The organism is Bacillus sp. TH19 (genome assembly GCF_016651075.1).
GTDB classification, from domain to species: Bacteria; Bacillota; Bacilli; order Bacillales; family Bacillaceae_G; genus Bacillus_A; species Bacillus_A mycoides.
The window spans coordinates 1-17,810 of sequence record NZ_JAEKEO010000007.1; the positions used below are offsets into that span (position 1 = coordinate 1).

Annotated in this window: 28 protein-coding genes; 2 read left to right on the forward strand and 26 right to left on the reverse strand. The window is 38.5% G+C overall.

Annotated features, from left to right (window positions below):
* Positions 1-79: 79 nt before the first annotated feature.
* Positions 80-298: a hypothetical protein gene (locus tag JFU54_RS03640; RefSeq protein WP_044441818.1), complete on the reverse strand. Its 219-nt coding sequence runs from the start codon at positions 296-298 to the stop codon at positions 80-82.
* A gap of 192 nt (positions 299-490) precedes the next feature.
* Here JFU54_RS03640 and pdaB point away from each other — a divergent pair, with 192 nt between their 5' ends.
* Positions 491-1,255 carry a polysaccharide deacetylase family sporulation protein PdaB gene (gene pdaB, locus JFU54_RS03645; RefSeq protein ID WP_002029332.1) on the forward strand — a complete coding sequence of 255 codons (765 nt, stop codon included), beginning with the start codon at positions 491-493 and terminating at the stop codon, positions 1,253-1,255.
* A gap of 124 nt (positions 1,256-1,379) precedes the next feature.
* On the opposite strand, the gene kbaA is transcribed toward pdaB, so the two are convergent.
* Positions 1,380-1,991, reverse strand: coding sequence for a KinB signaling pathway activation protein KbaA (gene kbaA / locus JFU54_RS03650; RefSeq protein WP_002124701.1), 612 nt, complete (start codon positions 1,989-1,991; stop codon positions 1,380-1,382).
* A 139-nt stretch (positions 1,992-2,130) separates the two neighbouring features.
* Here kbaA and gerD point away from each other — a divergent pair, with 139 nt between their 5' ends.
* Positions 2,131-2,745 (forward strand): spore germination lipoprotein GerD, encoded by a 615-nt coding sequence (gene gerD, locus JFU54_RS03655; protein ID WP_002009716.1) that lies wholly within the window; start codon positions 2,131-2,133, stop codon positions 2,743-2,745.
* Positions 2,746-2,798: 53 nt separating this feature from the next.
* Here the strand turns inward: gerD and JFU54_RS03660 are convergent, their stop codons facing one another.
* The 24 genes from JFU54_RS03660 to rpsH all read right to left on the reverse strand — a co-directional run bounded on the left by JFU54_RS03660 (position 2,799) and on the right by rpsH (position 17,798).
* Positions 2,799-3,866 carry an Mrp/NBP35 family ATP-binding protein gene (locus JFU54_RS03660; RefSeq protein ID WP_201063794.1) on the reverse strand — a complete coding sequence of 356 codons (1,068 nt, stop codon included), beginning with the start codon at positions 3,864-3,866 and terminating at the stop codon, positions 2,799-2,801.
* A 144-nt stretch (positions 3,867-4,010) separates the two neighbouring features.
* Positions 4,011-4,724, reverse strand: coding sequence for an N-acetylmuramoyl-L-alanine amidase CwlD (gene cwlD / locus JFU54_RS03665; RefSeq protein WP_002009721.1), 714 nt, complete (start codon positions 4,722-4,724; stop codon positions 4,011-4,013).
* Positions 4,725-4,790: 66 nt separating this feature from the next.
* Entirely contained in the window at positions 4,791-5,219 is a 429-nt protein-coding gene (locus JFU54_RS03670; RefSeq protein WP_002029335.1) for a DUF2521 family protein, read from the reverse strand.
* A 162-nt stretch (positions 5,220-5,381) separates the two neighbouring features.
* Positions 5,382-5,774: a 30S ribosomal protein S9 gene (rpsI, locus tag JFU54_RS03675; RefSeq protein ID WP_002009728.1), complete on the reverse strand. Its 393-nt coding sequence runs from the start codon at positions 5,772-5,774 to the stop codon at positions 5,382-5,384.
* Between the two features lie 21 nt (positions 5,775-5,795).
* Positions 5,796-6,233, reverse strand: a complete 438-nt coding sequence (gene rplM / locus JFU54_RS03680) for a 50S ribosomal protein L13 (protein WP_002029337.1) — start codon at positions 6,231-6,233, stop codon at positions 5,796-5,798.
* 152 nt (positions 6,234-6,385) lie between these two features.
* Positions 6,386-7,129: a tRNA pseudouridine(38-40) synthase TruA gene (gene truA, locus JFU54_RS03685; RefSeq protein WP_002124694.1), complete on the reverse strand. Its 744-nt coding sequence runs from the start codon at positions 7,127-7,129 to the stop codon at positions 6,386-6,388.
* Between the two features lie 14 nt (positions 7,130-7,143).
* Positions 7,144-7,938: an energy-coupling factor transporter transmembrane component T family protein gene (locus JFU54_RS03690; RefSeq protein WP_002124692.1), complete on the reverse strand. Its 795-nt coding sequence runs from the start codon at positions 7,936-7,938 to the stop codon at positions 7,144-7,146.
* The gene (locus tag JFU54_RS03695) at positions 7,926-8,807 is read right to left on the reverse strand and encodes an energy-coupling factor ABC transporter ATP-binding protein (RefSeq protein WP_002124690.1); all 882 of its coding nucleotides are present in this window, start codon (positions 8,805-8,807) and stop codon (positions 7,926-7,928) included. Before JFU54_RS03695 ends, JFU54_RS03690 begins: the two co-directional genes overlap by 13 nt.
* A complete protein-coding gene (locus tag JFU54_RS03700; RefSeq protein WP_002029339.1) occupies positions 8,783-9,625 on the reverse strand; it encodes an energy-coupling factor ABC transporter ATP-binding protein in 843 nt (280 codons plus the stop codon). Before JFU54_RS03700 ends, JFU54_RS03695 begins: the two co-directional genes overlap by 25 nt.
* Before the next feature lie 104 nt (positions 9,626-9,729).
* Positions 9,730-10,092 carry a 50S ribosomal protein L17 gene (gene rplQ, locus JFU54_RS03705; protein WP_000331490.1) on the reverse strand — a complete coding sequence of 121 codons (363 nt, stop codon included), beginning with the start codon at positions 10,090-10,092 and terminating at the stop codon, positions 9,730-9,732.
* Positions 10,093-10,127: 35 nt separating this feature from the next.
* Positions 10,128-11,072 carry a DNA-directed RNA polymerase subunit alpha gene (locus JFU54_RS03710; protein ID WP_002029340.1) on the reverse strand — a complete coding sequence of 315 codons (945 nt, stop codon included), beginning with the start codon at positions 11,070-11,072 and terminating at the stop codon, positions 10,128-10,130.
* Positions 11,073-11,252: 180 nt separating this feature from the next.
* Positions 11,253-11,642, reverse strand: coding sequence for a 30S ribosomal protein S11 (gene rpsK / locus JFU54_RS03715; protein WP_002009745.1), 390 nt, complete (start codon positions 11,640-11,642; stop codon positions 11,253-11,255).
* Between the two features lie 24 nt (positions 11,643-11,666).
* Entirely contained in the window at positions 11,667-12,032 is a 366-nt protein-coding gene (rpsM, locus tag JFU54_RS03720; RefSeq protein WP_002009746.1) for a 30S ribosomal protein S13, read from the reverse strand.
* A 21-nt stretch (positions 12,033-12,053) separates the two neighbouring features.
* Entirely contained in the window at positions 12,054-12,167 is a 114-nt protein-coding gene (gene rpmJ / locus JFU54_RS03725) for a 50S ribosomal protein L36 (protein ID WP_000868344.1), read from the reverse strand.
* A 35-nt stretch (positions 12,168-12,202) separates the two neighbouring features.
* Positions 12,203-12,421 (reverse strand): translation initiation factor IF-1, encoded by a 219-nt coding sequence (gene infA, locus JFU54_RS03730; protein WP_001029884.1) that lies wholly within the window; start codon positions 12,419-12,421, stop codon positions 12,203-12,205.
* A 68-nt stretch (positions 12,422-12,489) separates the two neighbouring features.
* The gene (gene map, locus JFU54_RS03735) at positions 12,490-13,236 is read right to left on the reverse strand and encodes a type I methionyl aminopeptidase (protein WP_000582542.1); all 747 of its coding nucleotides are present in this window, start codon (positions 13,234-13,236) and stop codon (positions 12,490-12,492) included.
* On the reverse strand, positions 13,236-13,886 hold the full coding sequence (locus JFU54_RS03740; RefSeq protein WP_002009751.1) for an adenylate kinase: 651 nt from the start codon (positions 13,884-13,886) through the stop codon (positions 13,236-13,238). Before JFU54_RS03740 ends, map begins: the two co-directional genes overlap by 1 nt.
* A 54-nt stretch (positions 13,887-13,940) precedes the next feature.
* On the reverse strand, positions 13,941-15,242 hold the full coding sequence (gene secY / locus JFU54_RS03745; protein ID WP_002124688.1) for a preprotein translocase subunit SecY: 1,302 nt from the start codon (positions 15,240-15,242) through the stop codon (positions 13,941-13,943).
* Positions 15,242-15,682, reverse strand: a complete 441-nt coding sequence (rplO, locus tag JFU54_RS03750) for a 50S ribosomal protein L15 (protein WP_002009754.1) — start codon at positions 15,680-15,682, stop codon at positions 15,242-15,244. The genes secY and rplO overlap by 1 nt, the downstream gene beginning before the upstream one ends.
* Positions 15,683-15,715: 33 nt before the next feature.
* Positions 15,716-15,898, reverse strand: coding sequence for a 50S ribosomal protein L30 (gene rpmD / locus JFU54_RS03755; RefSeq protein ID WP_002009757.1), 183 nt, complete (start codon positions 15,896-15,898; stop codon positions 15,716-15,718).
* A 13-nt stretch (positions 15,899-15,911) separates the two neighbouring features.
* The gene (gene rpsE / locus JFU54_RS03760; protein ID WP_002009759.1) at positions 15,912-16,412 is read right to left on the reverse strand and encodes a 30S ribosomal protein S5; all 501 of its coding nucleotides are present in this window, start codon (positions 16,410-16,412) and stop codon (positions 15,912-15,914) included.
* Positions 16,413-16,433: 21 nt separating this feature from the next.
* The gene (rplR, locus tag JFU54_RS03765) at positions 16,434-16,796 is read right to left on the reverse strand and encodes a 50S ribosomal protein L18 (protein WP_002009761.1); all 363 of its coding nucleotides are present in this window, start codon (positions 16,794-16,796) and stop codon (positions 16,434-16,436) included.
* A gap of 31 nt (positions 16,797-16,827) precedes the next feature.
* Complete coding sequence (gene rplF / locus JFU54_RS03770; RefSeq protein ID WP_002009762.1) at positions 16,828-17,367, reverse strand: 50S ribosomal protein L6; 540 nt, start codon at positions 17,365-17,367, stop codon at positions 16,828-16,830.
* A gap of 32 nt (positions 17,368-17,399) precedes the next feature.
* The gene (gene rpsH / locus JFU54_RS03775; protein WP_002009764.1) at positions 17,400-17,798 is read right to left on the reverse strand and encodes a 30S ribosomal protein S8; all 399 of its coding nucleotides are present in this window, start codon (positions 17,796-17,798) and stop codon (positions 17,400-17,402) included.
* Between the last annotated feature and the right edge of the window lie 12 nt (positions 17,799-17,810).

Below are 17,810 nucleotides of genomic sequence, written 5' to 3' on the forward strand. Positions count from 1 at the left end.
CTTTTTTGTCGTTTTCTGCGTTTCTGCATCAGCGACGTTTATTAATTTATCATATCCTTACTCTTAGCGTCAACACTTTTTAATAAAAAATTCTTTTTCTTACATAACGAATACATTCTTCCCTATTAGCAACTCTCCGAAATAAACAAAAAATGATTTTATACCTTTCTTCCATCGCCTTTTTTACAACGCTATGTATACGCTCATCTTCAAAATCAAATAAAAGTTCCTCTAACTCTCTCTTCAGTATGTATTCAATTTCTTTTCTCTCTTCCTTCGTCAACATAATCCCAAGCAAATTATCACCCCAATAACTCCTTACGTGTACCGATAAACGCCCCACTCATTTTCAATTATCAATAATGTATCACCAAAAACAAAATTCTATCACTCATTATATCCATCACTTACGATATTAATCCCTTGTTCTCTTTTTTAAATTTAAAGCATATATGTAACTGAAAAGGATTGGACAAAGGGGCGTAATATTATGTTTTTCTTTTTTATTACGAGTAAAAGAACATTTAAACACATTAGCTTAATAGTCGTACTTTCCTTATTTACAGCATGGCTACTCTTTTTAAAAACATATTCACATGAATCTGCTTTTTCAACTGCTACTGGCCCTAAAGTGATTTACAAAGGGGACACTGCAAAAAAACAAGTTGCATTCACGTTTGACATTAGCTGGGGGGACAAAAAAGCTATTCCAATCCTTAATACACTCAAAGAAAGAGAAATTAAGAATGCAACCTTCTTTCTCTCTGCTGCATGGGCTGAAAGACACCCTGATATTGTCGAACGCATCATGAAAGATGGACATGAGATTGGTAGTATGGGCTATAATTACACATCCTACACTTCACTAGAAGCAAATGAAATACGACGAGATCTTTTGCGGGCACAAGATGTTTTTACGAAACTTGGCGTAAAACAAGTCAAGCTATTACGTCCACCTAGTGGCGATTTTAACAAAACAACTCTTAAAATAGCGGAATCACTCGGATACACCATCGTTCATTGGAGTAACAATTCAAATGACTGGAAAAATCCCGGCGTAAATAAAATCATTTCCACAGTCTCTAGCAATTTAAAGGGTGGAGATATCGTCTTATTACATGCTTCTGATTCTGCCCTTCAAACAAATAAGGCTTTACCATTACTCTTACAAAAATTAAAGAGCGACGGATATGAACAAACATCTGTATCACAACTTATTTCCAACACAAGTACAAAAAGTGAAGATATTAAGTAGTTCCTTTCTACACGGTTCTTCACACATAAAAAGCTCTGCTATCTTTTGTTAAGATAGCAGAGCTTTTTTATCCTAGCATTTACAGACGATAAGAATCTGGATAATTAAAAATCCACTCTCCTCATTAAGCTGACTTACTCTTTTGTCCAATTAAACGATGCAATACAAGTAACTGATATGAATTACATAATAAAAGTGGTATCACCATTAAATATAACCAATCTGTATCATTAATCCGGAGCGCTGGTACCCATTCAAGAATTGTTACAACAACCATAAAGAACAGAGCGGGAACAAATGCTTTTTTATTCGTTTCTTTACTCTTTATATAAGCGACAATTGCCCCAAACACAAATAACATCCCAGCAACAAGTATGTTATTCCCTAATGAAACTTCCCCATTTGCAACAAGTACTGACCTTAAATAAACGAAATCAAATAATACGAACGCAATAAAGAACAGTTGCACTGTATTCCATAAAGAAGATGACCGAAACATCCCTAATCCAAAACGATGGATCGTTAAATACGCAAAGAACCCCATTTGACTTATAACACTAAAAATAAACCCTACGCCCATCAACCAAAAGGAAATTGCTAAAATCTCTTTTCCGTCGAAATTTTGAAAAAATTTAGCGTACTTGTCCCATTCTAAAACAAAACCAATAAAGACTGTGCTAATCCCACCAAGAAACAACGTCGTAAAAAATAGTCGTACCCACTTGCGGCTATTCACAACACATCCCCCATTATTCTTATATTTCTAATTAAATTGTAACAATGACAATTTCAAAAAGCTAGCCATGTTAATGTATAAATTCCTTAAAGAGATTTATATTAAAAAAAGAGAACTTTGCTGAAAGGAGCTCCAACTTATGAAACGGATGCTGCTCGTTTTGATTTCTTCTTTTCTATTTATAGCACTAGCGGCATGTGCACAAGAAAAAGAAGCAAAATCCGAACTTGATTATGATCAAACAAAAAAAATGATTGTTGATATTTTAAAAACCGATCAAGGAAAAAAAGCGATCCAAGACGTATTAACTGATGAAAAAATGAAACAAGCACTCATACTAGATGAAACAGTAGTAAAGAAAACGATTGAAGATGCACTGGTATCTGAAAAAGGGCAACAATTCTGGGAAAAGCTCTTTAAAGACCCTGAGTTCTCATCGAAATTTGCTAAAAGTATGGGAAAAGAACAAACAAACTTAATGAAAACTTTACTAAAAGATCCTGAATACCAATCAGGTGTTATAGAGATTATGAAAAATCCTGAAGTAGAGAAAATTATGTTACAAACAATGAAGAGTAAAGAATATCGTCAATATTTACAGCAAGTACTAACTGAAACTGCCGAAAGTCCTCTCTTCCAAGCTAAGATGATTGACATCATTAGTAAAGGTGTACAAAAAGCCGAAAAAGGTGGGTCTGATAAGAAAGGCGCAGGTGGTGAAGGCGGTTCTCAAGATGGGAACAAAGAACAATAATAAAAATTATAGCACTGAGTGGACAATGTATATATTGTCCACTCATTACTACTTTAGTTTTGCGCGACAGCTGTTTTATCAATAACTGTCTCAGCTATCGTACGATAAATGAGACCCGTTGTATGTGTATCTTCATATACTGACGGCGCAAAGTCCTCTTTATTCCAATCAGGTTGTTGAAGTGGAATTCGGCCAAGTATATCCGTTTGGAGTTCCATAGCCAATTTATCTCCTCCACCTCTTCCAAACACATACTCTTTTTCACCAGTTGCTTTACTTTCAAAATACGCCATATTTTCAACAACACCAAGAATACTATGTTCTGTACGTAAAGCCATGGCTCCAGCGCGCGCTGCTACAAATGCCGCTGTTGGATGCGGCGTTGTTACAATAATCTCTTTACAAGCCGGCAACATCGAATGTACATCTAAAGCAACATCACCCGTACCTGGTGGTAGGTCCAATACTAAGTAATCTAAATCACCCCACTCTACTTCTGTGAAAAAGTGATTTAACATTTTCCCAAGCATCGGTCCTCTCCAAATAACAGGTGCGTTATCTTCTACAAAGAATCCCATTGAGATTACTTTCACGCCTAGACGCTCCACTGGTATTATCTTATCACCTCTTACGATTGGACGTTTTTCTATACCCATCATATCCGGTACACTAAAACCGTAAATATCCGCGTCGATGATACCAACCTTTTTGCCTAAACGAGCTAAAGCAATTGCAAGGTTAACAGAAACAGTTGATTTCCCTACTCCACCTTTTCCACTTGCCACTGCTAAAAATGTTGTATTTGAGTTCGGTGATAATAAGGATTCACTTTTCTCTTCCTCTTGCGGTGGTGCAAACTGAGCTAATTCCTCTTCTGTAAATTCTGCAAAACGAAGTCCAACTGTTGTTGCTCCAAGTTCTTTTACTAACTTTACAATTCCAGACTGCAACTGCATTTGTTCCGCTGTACCCGTCTTTACAATTGCAATTTTAACACTTACATGTTCCTTCTCAGGCTTGACTGTCACCTCTTTAATTGCATTTGTTTCTTTTAACGTTTTATGTATAAACGGATCTACAATCCCTTCCAATGCTTCCACTACCTGCTCTTTTGTTACCATAATTAGCCCAGCCCCCTGTATGAAAAATAACGTATTGTTAATTAAATTTATCTATCTTTATTTTTGAAATAAATGCGTTTACATTTCCAGTATAACATATTTTCGGAAAACTTCGTTAACGAGAAAAACTCGAAAAAATCCTCCTTATTCTGGAGGATTTCCTTTTTCCGTAAAATAACGTAATATACCACGATATATTGCAGCAGCTACTTTTTGTTGGTATTTCTCCGAATTTAACATATATCTTTCATTCACATTCGATAAAAAGCCAGCCTCAATTAAAGCACCTGGTGTTTTGGCATACTTCAATAAATACACGTGAGGAATTGTTTTAGCAGAACGATTCGTATTTTCTAAGCTTGTTCTCAATTCAGCTTGTATAAATTTTGCAGCCCGTTCATTTTCAATCGAAGAACGATAGTAGAACGTTTGTGCGCCCTTGGATCCACTACTAGTTAGGGCATTTAAATGAATACTCGCAAAAAAGTCTACATCAGGCTTATTAATGATCTCAACACGCTTTTTTAAATCCTCTGCTTTACGTCTACTATATGACTTTGTATCTTTATTAGCTAAATCATAATCTCCTTCACGCGTTAAAATAACTAAAGCACCTTGTTCTTGTAAATAATCTTGTACCTTTTTTGTAATCTCAAGTGTAATATCTTTTTCTACAATATCCTTTCCACCAACAGCCCCTCCGTCTGGCCCACCATGCCCAGCATCTAGTACAATCACTTTCCCTGATAAGGGTAAATTCCAAGCTCGCCACGATTTTGTAATTTGAAATTCTTGTTTAACTAAAAAAAACAAAACAACCGCAGCGAGCGCAAAAGAGATAATTCGAATTCTCTTCATACCTTTCCTCCTCCAGCTAGTCCCTCTAATTACTTATATGGGACAAGAGGAAAGTTTATGCTTGTCTTAGTGTAGCTTTAATCGATATCTTCTTTCGCCTTTTTCATAGCCTTCCTGCCACCACAAGCCGATAAACTGCTGGCAAGATTCAAAAAGCAATTCCTCGTCTTGCAACTTAATTTCACGTATAGTCATACTCGTTAAAAATTGAAATAACGTTTCAGTTAATTGTTGTTCTTCTTCTAAAGCCCTATATTTCACATCAAAGAATGATTCGCCATGATAACCAAATTTACTGTATCTCGCTCCTAATAAATAAGATTCTATCCCTAGTTCAATGCAATAATCTTCATACTGACGATGAAGTTCTTGCATTTGAAAGGCATCACGAATATTTAAACGCAATGTTTTTAATGATAATTCTCGCAGCATCTTCCGCTCGTATTTTAACTGCTTTTCTTTTTGTTTTTCTTGTAAGCTGACAATGACATTCATAGTACTTATAAACCTCCCTAATACGTATTAGTCTAAACTTCTAAAGAAGAAGCATACGTAGGACGGTAGCACTAAAATATTCCAAGCTAAAAAAATTACAAAAGAAGAATTAAACATAAAAAAACCCCAACCAAAATGGTTGGGGTTTGTAGTTCGCAAAAATTAACGTTTTGAGAACTGAGGTGCACGACGTGCGCCTTTAAGACCGTATTTTTTACGCTCTTTCATACGTGCGTCACGAGTTAATAGACCCGCACGTTTTAATGTTAGACGGTATTCTGGATCAGCTTTTAATAAAGCGCGAGAAATACCGTGACGAATAGCACCAGCTTGACCAGTGTATCCACCACCATTTACGTTTACAAGTACATTGTAGTTACCTAAAGTTTCTGTTGCAACTAGAGGTTGTTTCACTACTTCACGTAATGCAGCAAATGGGATATAGTTTTCAAAATCACGACCGTTAATAATAACGCGTCCTTCGCCTGGAACTAGGCGTACGCGCGCTACTGAACTCTTACGACGTCCAGTGCCATAGTATTGAACCTGTGCCAAAGTAAGCCCTCCTTTAATTAATTATCCGCGAAGTTCGTAAACTTCTGGTTGTTGTGCTTGGTGTGGATGCTCTGCTCCAGCATACACGTTTAATTTCTTAGACACTTGACGTCCTAAACGTCCTTTTGGAAGCATGCCTTTAATTGCAAGCTCTAACATTTGTACAGGGTAGTTTGTACGCATTTCTAGAGCTGTTCTTTGCTTAAGTCCACCTGGGTGGTTAGTGTGACGGTAGTAAATTTTATCGTTTAATTTATTACCTGTTAAATGAATTTTCTCAGCGTTAATAATAATTACATGATCACCCGTGTCAACGTGTGGTGTAAATGTTGGTTTGTGTTTACCACGTAAAATGGATGCTACTTCAGTAGATAGGCGACCTAAAGTTTGACCTTCAGCATCAACCACATACCATTTACGCTCAACTTCGTTAGCTTTTGCCATAAAAGTCGTACGCATGTGTTTCCCTCCTCGTTATCTTTTCCATAGAAAAAATCTATTGTTTATCTTAAACACGATTTCCTTCCGGGGCTAATCGTGGTTTTAGAAACAATACCATATGTTATGATATACTTTTGAGTTTCTAATGTCAAGCAAATGTTACACCAGGATTAGTTGTTATAGTTTACCTGCCATAAGTAAAGTCCATGACCTGGAGCCATCTTTCCAGCAAACTGGCGATTTTGTTTCGCTAAAATCTCTGGAATACTATCCGGATCAAGCTTTCCTTGACCTACGCTAAGTAACGTACCAACAATAATTCTGACCATATTATATAAAAATCCATTACCTACAAAGCGAAAAATTAATTCATCGTCTTGCTCAATTAATTCGATTTCATAAATTGTTCGTACTTTATCTTTTTTGTCAGTTTTTGCCGAACAAAAAGAAGTAAAGTCATGCGTTCCAATAAAATAAGGAATCGCTTTTCTTATAGAGTTTATTTCGAGTGGATATGGATATTGATATACGTAATTTCTACGGAATACATCCGCAGTCTTTGATAATAATACACGATAGCGATATTCTTTTTTCTCGACACCGTAACGTGCATGAAATTCTTCTGTTTTCTTCTCTACCTGCCTGATAATAATATCATCCGGCAACATTGTATTTAAAGCATTACTCCATTGCCACTCTTCAAGAGACAAAGGTGTATCAAAGTGTATCACTTGTCCTTTGGCGTGAACGGTAGAATCCGTTCTGCCTGATGCCTGCACACGAACAAGTTCTCCTTTATGCAACTTCTGCAATGCTTTCTCTATTTCTTGTTGAACAGTCCGATGCTGTGGTTGAATTTGGTAACCACAAAAATGAATGCCATCATATGCAACTGTACATTTTATTCTTTCCATTTCTCTATTCTCCATTACGACCGCACCCATGCCAAAATACAAGCTAAACAAAGTAAGCTTACAATTGTTACTGTATCACTTATTTTCCAGCGTAGTTGCCTAAATTTAGTACGTCCTTCGCCACTTTTATATCCACGAGATTCCATCGCAATCGCTAAGTCCTCTGCACGCTTAAAAGCACTGATAAATAATGGAACGAGTAGTGAGATAATAGCTTTCATCCTATCTTTTATCGGTCCCCCGGCGAAATCAATGCCACGTGACGCTTGTGCTTTCATAATTTTACTCGTTTCATCCATTAATGTCGGGATAAAACGTAGTGAAATTGACATCATTAATGCGATTTCATGAACAGGAACTTTTATACGCTTAAACGGCTTTAATAACGTCTCCAACCCATCTGTAATTTCAATAGGTGTCGTCGTTAACGTTAATAATGTCGTCATTAAAATAATAACGAAGAATCGTATAGAAATGTATATCCCTTGCTCTAATCCTTTTTCATGTATCGAAAACCAACCAAGCTGGAATAGTACTTCCCCTTCTTTATTTGTAAAAATATGCAGGAAAAATGTAAAAAGAAAAATCCACAGAATTGGTTTTAAGCCCGAAAGTACATAACGAATCGGCACTTTTGCAAAAAATAAAGCAATGAGTGCATATAAAAATAAAAATCCATATGAAATCGCATTATTTGCTAAGAAAACAACAAATACATATAAAAAGACAATCAACAGCTTCGTACGAGGATCAAGTTGATGAATGAGTGACTGACCTGGAATATATCTCCCAATAATCAACTGCTGCATGATTCATGACCACCTTTTCGTAACACCTGTACAACTTCATGAGTAAGATCCTCTAAAGATAAGGTAGCCTTCGAAATTGAAATACCAAACTTCTCTTCAATTGCACGTTTATACTTTAAAGACATTGGAAGATCCACACCGATTTGTTCTAATTCATCAGCATATGAAAATACTTCCTCTGCTCTTCCTTGCAAAAAGACCGTTCCTTTATGCATGACCACTATTTGATCTGCATACTTAGCGGCATCCTCCATATTATGGGTAACAAGAATGACTGTAAGCCCCTGTTCCTTATGCAAATTGTAAAACATCTCCATGAGCTCGTGCTGTCCTTTTGGATCAAGCCCTGCTGTAGGTTCATCTAATACAAGCACTTCGGGTTCCATCGCTAGTACGCCTGCTATTGCAACACGCCTCATTTGCCCACCGCTTAATTCAAACGGAGAACGTGCTAATAACTCTATGTCCAATCCAACAAGCTGGATTGCATCTTTCGCCTTTTGTTTTGCCTCTTCTTCAGATACACCAAAATTAGTCGGTCCAAAACAAATATCCTTTTCAACTGTTTCTTCAAATAGTTGATGTTCTGGAAACTGAAAGACAACCCCTACTTTTTTTCGTAGCGGCTTAAGCTTTTTCTCTTTCTTCCCTGCTGAAATTAAATGTTCACCAATTTGAACCGTACCATTTGTCGGCTGCAATAAACCATTTAAATGTTGAATCATCGTCGACTTACCTGAACCAGTATGACCGATAATGGCATAATAGCCCCCACTTGGAAACGACACGTCTACATCATAAAGTGCGCGTCTTTCAAATGGAGTTTTATATTGATAACGATGTTCTACTTTTTGGAATGTAATCTCCAAAGTTCGTTCACCAAGCTTTCCATTGTAAGATGCGTATTTTGCAAGTGAATTCCATTTCTTTTTAATAATTCTGCTATTTTCACCGAAAAAGGTACATCTAATCCAATCTCTTGGAGCATATGAGAGGATTTGAAAATTTGCTCTGGAGTACCTTCCTCTAATATTTCTCCCTTGTTCAAAATAATAATACGGTCTGACTGTGCCGCTTCTTCTAAATCGTGCGTAATCGATAACACCGTAATACCCTTTTGATCAACAAGTTGTCTGACCGTTTCTACTACTTCACGTCTCCCCTGAGGGTCTAACATTGAAGTTGCTTCATCTAGTATTAAAATAGATGGTTGAAGTGCTAAAACACCTGCTATTGCGACTCGCTGCTTTTGTCCACCAGATAACGAATGGGGTTCTTCATTTAAAAAATCTTCCATACGGACAAGTTGCAGAGCTTGTTCTAGTCTTTCTATCATCTGCTCCCTTGGCATTCCGATGTTCTCTAGGCCGAATACAACGTCATCTTGTACTGTCGTTCCAACAAATTGATTATCTGGATTTTGAAATACCATGCCAATTTGCTTTCGAACATCCCATACTGTTTCCTCTGATAAAATCATTGTATCATTTAAAGTAATTTTCCCTGATTCCGGTAAAAATAAGCCATTCAATAATTTTGCAAGTGTAGACTTCCCTGAACCATTTTGTCCAATAACAGATACCCATTCTCCTTCATATAAGGAAAACGAAACATCTTTTAATGCATAAGAGGCTGCCCCAGGATATTGAAATGATATATTTTCTGTCCGAAGTTTCTCTTTTTTCAATACAAGGCACCCTTTCTTTCGTCAAGTTAGCCTATTTTTATACTTAAAAAAAAAGGGCCATGACCAGTTACTTGAAAAGAACTGTCCTGCCCTTTTAATCATCATTATACTAACTCGATAATTACCATTGGTGCTGCGTCTCCGCGACGTGGACCAATTTTTGCAATACGAGTGTATCCGCCTTGGCGCTCAGCATAGCGTGGAGCTACATCAGCGAATAATTTTTGAAGTGCATCTTGACCAGTCTCAGCGTTAGCAACCTCATTACGGATGAAAGCTGCTGCTTGACGACGAGCATGAAGATCTCCGCGTTTACCTAAAGTGATCATTTTTTCCACTACAGAACGAAGTTCTTTTGCACGAGTTTCTGTCGTTTGGATGCGCTCGTTGATAATTAAATCAGTAGCTAAATCACGTAACATAGCTTTACGTTGCGCACTTGTACGGCCTAATTTTCTGTATGCCATTCGTAGTTCCCTCCTTTGTTGATGGGTTTAAATCCTCAGTCGTCTTTACGTAAACCTAAACCTAATTCCTCAAGTTTATGTTTAACTTCTTCTAAGGATTTACGTCCTAAGTTACGAACTTTCATCATATCTTCTTCTGTTTTGTTCGCAAGCTCTTGTACAGTATTAATTCCTGCACGTTTTAGGCAATTATAAGAACGAACAGAAAGATCTAGTTCTTCGATAGTCATCTCAAGAACTTTTTCTTTTTGATCTTCTTCCTTCTCGACCATAATCTCAGCATTTTGTGCTTCGTCAGTTAAACCAACAAAGATATTTAAATGCTCAGTTAAGATTTTGGCACCTAAAGAGATAGCTTCTTTTGGCCCGATGCTTCCATCCGTCCATACATCAAGCGTAAGCTTATCATAATTAGCCACTTGTCCGACACGTGTCTTTTCCACTTGGTAAGTCACACGTGATACTGGAGTATAAATAGAATCAATAGGAATTACTCCTATTGGTTGATCTTCGCTTTTATTTGCATCAGCTGGCGTATACCCACGGCCACGCTTTGCAGTTAAACGCATGCGGAAATGCGCATTTTTTGCTAACGTCGCAATGTGTAAATCTGGATTTAAGATTTCAACATCACTATCGTGAGTAATATCAGCAGCTGTGACAATACCTTCGCCCTGTACATCGATTTCCAACGTCTTCTCTTCATCAGAGTAGATTTTAAGAGCTAACTTTTTCAAGTTTAAGATCATCGTCGTAACGTCTTCTACTACGCCCTCAACTGTTGAAAATTCGTGTAAAACGCCATCGATTTGGATAGCAGTTACAGCGGCACCAGGGAGTGAGGATAAAAGAATACGACGTAAGGAGTTACCCAAAGTAGTACCATATCCACGCTCAAGCGGTTCAATCACGAATTTGCCATACTTAGCATCTTCGTTAAGTTCAACCGTTTCGATTTTCGGTTTTTCGATTTCAATCATTAACTAAACCCTCCTTCAAAACGTCGAAACCCCGGTTAAACAAAGGAAGAACCTCTGTTTAACCGAAAGTCCCCCTTAGGCAGTTCCCGATTGTGCACAACAAGCGATGTTTCTGTACGAAATTTCTCGATAATGCATCATATCCATTATAGACAAAAGGGAAAATTCTATACAGAAAAATTACACACGACGACGTTTTGGTGGACGACATCCATTATGAGGAACTGGAGTAACATCTCTAATTGCTGTTACTTCTAGACCTGCCGCTTGAAGAGCACGAATTGCAGCTTCACGACCAGCACCAGGACCTTTAACAGTAACCTCTAAAGTTTTTAAACCATGCTCCATTGCAACTTTAGAAGCAGCTTCAGCAGCCATTTGCGCAGCGAATGGAGTAGATTTACGAGATCCACGGAAACCAAGTGCACCAGCACTAGACCAAGAAAGTGCGTTACCATGAGTATCTGTAAGTGTTACGATTGTGTTGTTGAAAGTAGAACGAATATGAGCTATACCAGCTTCAATATTCTTTTTCACACGTTTTTTACGAGTGTTTGTTTTACGTGCCATTGTTAGTTCAACCTCCTTTACTTATTATTTCTTTTTATTTGCTACTGTACGACGTGGACCTTTACGTGTACGAGCATTGTTTTTAGAGTTTTGACCACGAACTGGTAAACCACGACGGTGACGAAGACCACGGTAAGAACCGATCTCCATTAGACGTTTAATGTTAAGAGATACTTCACGACGAAGGTCTCCCTCAACTTTAATACGATCGATGATATCACGGATACGTCCTAATTCATCTTCCGATAAATCACGAACTCGTGTTTCCGAAGAAATACCAGCTTCTGTAAGAATTTTTTCAGCAGTTGTGCGACCAATGCCGAATACGTAAGTTAAAGAAATAACAACGCGCTTGTCACGAGGAATATCTACACCTGCGATACGTGCCATTTTGAATGCACCTCCTTCTGATTAACCTTGTTTTTGTTTATGTTTAGGGTTTTCACAAATAACCATTACTTTTCCACGTCTACGAATAACTTTACATTTTTCGCAGATTGGTTTAACTGACGGTCTTACTTTCATGTCTCGAACCTCCTTAAAGATTACGGAGTGCTATATTATTTAAAACGGTACGTAATACGACCACGATTTAAATCGTACGGAGATAATTCTACCGTAACTTTGTCTCCTGGTAAAATACGAATGAAGTTCATACGGATTTTACCAGAAACGTGAGCCAATACGACATGCCCATTCTCTAATTCTACTTTGAACATAGCATTTGGCAACGTTTCAAGAACGGTACCTTCGACTTCAATTACATCATCTTTAGCCATTCAATAGTTCTCCCTTCTTCAAATCAGTAACATTTTACACTGCTCTGAAATCCCGGAGAGCCAGCTACTTATAAAGTGGTAAGGATTTCGTATCCTGCTTCTGTAAGAGCAATCGTGTGCTCAAAATGGGCACACCATTTACCATCTACCGTTACCACTGTCCAGTCATCAGATAGTGTTTTTACATATCGTCTTCCTTGATTCACCATCGGCTCAACACAGATGACCATTCCCGGCTTTAATCTAGGGCCTCTATTTGGTGGACCATAGTGCGGGATTTGAGGGTCCTCATGTAAGTCTTGCCCGATTCCGTGACCAACATACTCCCTAACGATCGAGAACCCATTCTCTTCAGCATGTGTTTGAACCGCATGCGAGATATTTGATAATCTTTCGCCTGGTTTTACTTGTTCTAGACCAAGATACAACGATTTTTCTGTGACATCAAGTAGCTTTTGAACAGATTCAGAAATGTTTCCAACTGGATACGTCCATGCAGAATCACCATGGTACCCATTGTATTTCGCACCAATATCGATACTGATGATATCGCCCTCTTCGAGCTTACGCTTCCCTGGAATCCCGTGTACAAGCTCTTCATTTACAGAAGCACAAATGCTCCCCGGAAATCCGTTGTATCCTTTAAAAGATGGCGTAGCACCATATTTTCGAATCGTCTTTTCCGCTATTTGATCGAGCTCTTTCGTTGTAATTCCTGGAGTAATATGTTGTTTCAACTCTTGATGAGTTAAAGCAACGATCCTGCCAGCTTCTCGCATGATTTCTATCTCGCGAGGAGTTTTGCAGATGATCATTACGCTAAGTCTCCGATGAGAACATCGATATCAGCAAATACTTTATTGATATCTTGCTCACCATTAATGCTTTGTAAGTAGCCAAGCTCCTCGTAGAAATCAAGCAAAGGTTTTGTTTGCTTAATATTTACATCTAAACGATTTGCTACAGTTTCTTCATTGTCATCAGAGCGTTGATATAATTCGCCACCACATTTATCGCACACATCAGCTTTTGCTGGCGGATTGAATTCTAAGTGGTAAGTCGCACCGCATTCTTTACAAATGCGACGGCCTGTAAGGCGTTTTAATAACAACCCTGAATCCACATTAATGTTTAAAACATAGTCGATTTTTTTGCCAAGATCTTTCATAATCTCTTCAAGAGCTGATGCTTGTGCAACAGTTCGTGGGAAACCATCTAATAAGAAGCCTTTAATACAGTCTTCTTGGCTTAAACGTTCACGAACAATTCCAATTGTAACTTCATCTGGAACAAGCGCACCTTTATCAATAAAAGATTTTGCTTGTAAACCAAGTTCAGTTTCAGCCTTCATAGCTGCACGGAACATATCTCCTGTTGAGATGTGAGGGATGTTATACTTGGCAATAATCTGTTCGGCTTGTGTACCTTTACCAGCACCAGGAAGCCCCATTAAAATCAAGTTCATCCTTGTTCCCCCTCAGTACATGAGCATGTAGGGAAGACAGTTCTTCCCACTTACTCACTGCTTGATAAACCCTTTGTAATGGCGTTTTACCAATTGGCTTTCTAGCTGCTTCATTGTTTCTAAAGCAACGCCGACAACGATTAACATACTCGTTCCACCAATCTGTGCAGATGGAGGAAGATTTCCCAATTTCGTAAAGATAACTGGTAAGATTGCAATCGCTGCTAGGAAAATTGATCCCACAAAGGTCAAACGATACAAGATTTTTGTAAGATATTGTTCTGTATTCTTACCCGGACGAATACCTGGAACATATCCACCTTGTTTGTTTAGATTCTCTGACATTTGCTCTGGATTAACCTGAACAAATGCATAGAAATATGTGAAGGCTACAATGAGCGCAACATATATGATCATTCCCACTGGGTGAGAATAGTTAAAGTTTGCAATAATCCACTGCGACACATCATGTTTCGGGAAGAACTGTGCAATAGTTGGAGGCGTAATTAAGAATGAAACAGCAAAAATGACTGGAATAACACCCGCACTATTTACCTTAAGTGGTAAATGAGTGTTTTGTGCTCCAGCATGATTCCCATTCCCTCCTGTTACACGCTTCGCGTATTGAATTGGGATCTTTCTAACAGCCTGTTGAATGAAAATAACACCAACAATAACCGCTAGCACAGCTAGTAAAATCAATGCAACTTTAACGATACTCATGAACAATTGATCTCCGATATTTTGAAACTGTTGTTGATACACTTGAGATATAACACTTGGGATCGCTGCGGCAATACCGCCAAAGATAAGAATGGAAATACCATTACCTACACCTTTAGCTGTAATCTGTTCACCTAACCACATTAAAAATGCAGTACCAGCAGTCAGTACCGTAGCAATGTATAAATAAGTGCTCCAACCTGGATTCAAAATTAATTGCCCACCTACCATACCGTTAAAACCGATTGACATACCAAACCCCTGAATAAACGCAAGAACAATTGTAAAATAACGCGTGAATTGCGTTAGTTTACGACGGCCCATTTCGCCTTGCTTCGACCATTCCGAAAATTTAGGAACAACATCCATCTGCAATAATTGCACGATGATGGATGCTGTAATATACGGCATGATTCCCATCGCGAAGATGGAGAAGTTTTTCAAGGCGCCACCGCCAAATGTATTTAGGATACCTAAGGCATTTAATTGATCTTGTGCTTTCAGTACGTCTCCATTTGTAAATGGCACTGGGATAAACGTGCCAATCCTGAATACGACTAACATCGCTAAAGTGAATAATATTTTACGTCTTATCTCAGCAACGCGCATAAAGTTGGAGATTGTACGAAACATTAGATCACCTCAACTGATCCGCCAGCTGCTTCAATTGCTTCTTTAGCACTTGAAGAGAACTTGTGCGCTTTAACAGTTAATTTTTTCTCTACTGCTCCGCTTGCAAGAATTTTAACACCGTCGTTTAATTTGCTGATAACGCCAGTTTCCAGCAATAATTCAGGTGTTACTTCTGTACCATCTTCAAAACGATTTAACGTTGATAAGTTTACAATAGTAAACTCTTTACGGTTAATGTTTGTGAAGCCGCGTTTTGGTAAACGACGGAATAGTGGAGTTTGACCACCTTCGAAGCCAAGACGAACACCGCCGCCAGAACGTGCGTTTTGTCCTTTATGACCTCTACCAGCAGTTTTACCGTTACCAGAACCGATACCACGACCGACACGGTTACGTACTTTACGAGAACCTTCTGCAGGTTTTAATTCATGAAGTTTCATTCCCAGGCACCTCCTTATATTAATGAGTTATCCTTAAGCTTCTTTTACAGAGATAAGGTGAGAAACTTTGTTGATCATACCAAGAATAGCAGGAGTTTCTTCCTTAACTACAGTTGAATTCAACTTTTTAAGACCTAAAGCTTCTACCGTCGCACGTTGATCTTGTGGACGACCAATTACACTACGAGTGAGGGTAATTTCTAACTTTTTCGCCATTTGTTTTCCCTCCTTAACCTAGTAGCTCTTCTACAGATTTACCGCGTAATTTTGCAACATCTTCAGCGCGCTTAAGTTCGCTTAATCCGTTCACAGTAGCGCGAATCATGTTGATTGGTGTGTTAGAACCAAGAGATTTCGAAAGAATATCTTGTACACCAGCTAATTCTAGTACCGCACGAACAGGTCCACCAGCAATAACACCAGTACCCTCAGCAGCAGGTTTTAAGAATACTTCACCAGCTCCAAAATGACCGTTGATTGTGTGAGGAATTGTTGTACCAACTAATGGTACAGCGATTAGGTTTTTCTTAGCGTCTTCGATAGCTTTACGGATTGCGTCTGGTACCTCTTGTGCTTTACCAGTACCGAATCCAACATGACCGTTTTTATCGCCAACTACAACTAGTGCAGCAAAGCGGAAACGACGACCACCCTTAACAACTTTCGCGACACGATTTATCGTAACTACACGTTCTTCAAGTTCTAATTTACTTGGGTCAATGCGTTGCATCAATTTTCCCTCCTTTGACCATTAAAATTGTAATCCAGCCTCACGAGCAGCTTCAGCTAGAGCTTTAACACGGCCATGGTATAAGTAACCACCGCGATCAAATACTACTTCTTTAACGCCTTTCTCTACAGCACGCTTAGCAACTGATTCTCCAACTTTCGTAGCAGCTTCAGTATTGCTAGTACCGTTAAGAGCAAGGTCTTTATCAAGAGTAGATGCACTTACTAATGTTACACCATTTACATCATCAATAACTTGAGCGTAAATATGTTGGTTAGAACGGTACACGTTTAAACGTGGACGTTCTGCAGTACCAGTAAGTTTAGCACGTACACGTGCATGTCTTTTCTTACGAGTCGCATTTTTAGCAGCTTTAGTGATCATTCTTGTCACTCCTTTCTTTCACCTAACGGGTTTACTTAGCAGTTTTACCTTCTTTACGACGAACAACTTCGCCTTCGTAACGAATACCTTTACCTTTATATGGTTCAGGAGCACGTACAGCGCGGATGTTAGCAGCAAATTCGCCAACACGTTGCTTGTCGATACCTTTAATTACGATTTTAGTTGGTACAGGTACTTCAACTTCAAGTCCTGCTTCTGGAGTCATTTCTACTGGATGAGAATAACCTACGCTTAAAACAAGTTTATCTCCTTGTTTTTGAGCACGGTAACCAACACCGACTAATTCAAGTCCGCGTACGAAACCTGTAGTTACACCTTCAACCATGTTTCCGATTAAAGCACGAGTTGTACCGTGTAATGCACGGTGTTCCTTCTGTTCAGATGGACGCTCAACTGTTAGTGTATTTTCTTCAATTTTGATAGACATATCAGTTTTGAAAGTACGAGTTAATTCACCTTTAGGGCCTTTTACTGTTACAGTATTGTCTTCTGCAACTGTAATAGTAACACCTGCAGGGATTTCAAGAATCTTTTTACCAATACGAGACATGTGGTCACACCTCCGTTCGTTTTAAATATATATTACCAAACGTATGCTACTACTTCTCCACCAGTTTGTAATTGACGAGCGTCTTTGTCTGTCATTACTCCCTTAGATGTAGAAACAAGAGCGATACCTAATCCGTTAAGTACACGTGGTACTTCATCAGCTTTTGCGTAAACGCGTAAGCCAGGTTTACTGATACGTTTTAATCCAGTGATTACACGTTCATTGTTTGCACCATATTTCAGGAAAATACGAAGGATACCTTGTTTGTTATCCCCAATGTATTCTACATCACGAATGAAACCTTCACGTTTTAAAAGTTCAGCGATCTCTTTTTTGATTTTAGAAGCAGGAACCTCTAATTTCTCATGACGTACCATGTTCGCATTACGGATGCGAGTAAGCATGTCTGCAATTGGATCTGTCATCACCATGTGTTTTACCTC

Bases quoted from the DNA above. Each gene is read 5' to 3' on its own strand.
- pdaB (WP_002029332.1), top strand. From the start codon at position 491: ATGTTTTTCTTTTTTATTACGAGTAAAAGAACATTTAAACACATTAGC.
- gerD (WP_002009716.1), top strand. From the start codon at position 2,131: ATGAAACGGATGCTGCTCGTTTTGATTTCTTCTTTTCTATTTATAGCA.
- JFU54_RS03660 (WP_201063794.1), bottom strand. From the start codon at position 3,866: ATGGTAACAAAAGAGCAGGTAGTGGAAGCATTGGAAGGGATTGTAGAT.
- cwlD (WP_002009721.1), bottom strand. From the start codon at position 4,724: ATGAAGAGAATTCGAATTATCTCTTTTGCGCTCGCTGCGGTTGTTTTG.
- JFU54_RS03670 (WP_002029335.1), bottom strand. From the start codon at position 5,219: ATGAATGTCATTGTCAGCTTACAAGAAAAACAAAAAGAAAAGCAGTTA.
- rplM (WP_002029337.1), bottom strand. From the start codon at position 6,233: ATGCGTACGACTTTTATGGCAAAAGCTAACGAAGTTGAGCGTAAATGG.
- truA (WP_002124694.1), bottom strand. From the start codon at position 7,129: ATGGAAAGAATAAAATGTACAGTTGCATATGATGGCATTCATTTTTGT.
- JFU54_RS03690 (WP_002124692.1), bottom strand. From the start codon at position 7,938: ATGCAGCAGTTGATTATTGGGAGATATATTCCAGGTCAGTCACTCATT.
- rplQ (WP_000331490.1), bottom strand. From the start codon at position 10,092: ATGGCATACAGAAAATTAGGCCGTACAAGTGCGCAACGTAAAGCTATG.
- JFU54_RS03710 (WP_002029340.1), bottom strand. From the start codon at position 11,072: ATGATTGAAATCGAAAAACCGAAAATCGAAACGGTTGAACTTAACGAA.
- rpsK (WP_002009745.1), bottom strand. From the start codon at position 11,642: ATGGCACGTAAAACAAACACTCGTAAAAAACGTGTGAAAAAGAATATT.
- rpsM (WP_002009746.1), bottom strand. From the start codon at position 12,032: ATGGCACGTATCGCAGGTGTAGATATTCCTCGTGACAAGCGCGTTGTT.
- rpmJ (WP_000868344.1), bottom strand. From the start codon at position 12,167: ATGAAAGTAAGACCGTCAGTTAAACCAATCTGCGAAAAATGTAAAGTT.
- infA (WP_001029884.1), bottom strand. From the start codon at position 12,421: ATGGCTAAAGATGATGTAATTGAAGTCGAAGGTACCGTTCTTGAAACG.
- map (WP_000582542.1), bottom strand. From the start codon at position 13,236: ATGATCATCTGCAAAACTCCTCGCGAGATAGAAATCATGCGAGAAGCT.
- JFU54_RS03740 (WP_002009751.1), bottom strand. From the start codon at position 13,886: ATGAACTTGATTTTAATGGGGCTTCCTGGTGCTGGTAAAGGTACACAA.
- secY (WP_002124688.1), bottom strand. From the start codon at position 15,242: ATGTTTCGTACAATCTCCAACTTTATGCGCGTTGCTGAGATAAGACGT.
- rplO (WP_002009754.1), bottom strand. From the start codon at position 15,682: ATGAAACTTCATGAATTAAAACCTGCAGAAGGTTCTCGTAAAGTACGT.
- rpmD (WP_002009757.1), bottom strand. From the start codon at position 15,898: ATGGCGAAAAAGTTAGAAATTACCCTCACTCGTAGTGTAATTGGTCGT.
- rpsE (WP_002009759.1), bottom strand. From the start codon at position 16,412: ATGCAACGCATTGACCCAAGTAAATTAGAACTTGAAGAACGTGTAGTT.
- rplR (WP_002009761.1), bottom strand. From the start codon at position 16,796: ATGATCACTAAAGCTGCTAAAAATGCGACTCGTAAGAAAAGACATGCA.
- rplF (WP_002009762.1), bottom strand. From the start codon at position 17,367: ATGTCTCGTATTGGTAAAAAGATTCTTGAAATCCCTGCAGGTGTTACT.
- rpsH (WP_002009764.1), bottom strand. From the start codon at position 17,798: ATGGTGATGACAGATCCAATTGCAGACATGCTTACTCGCATCCGTAAT.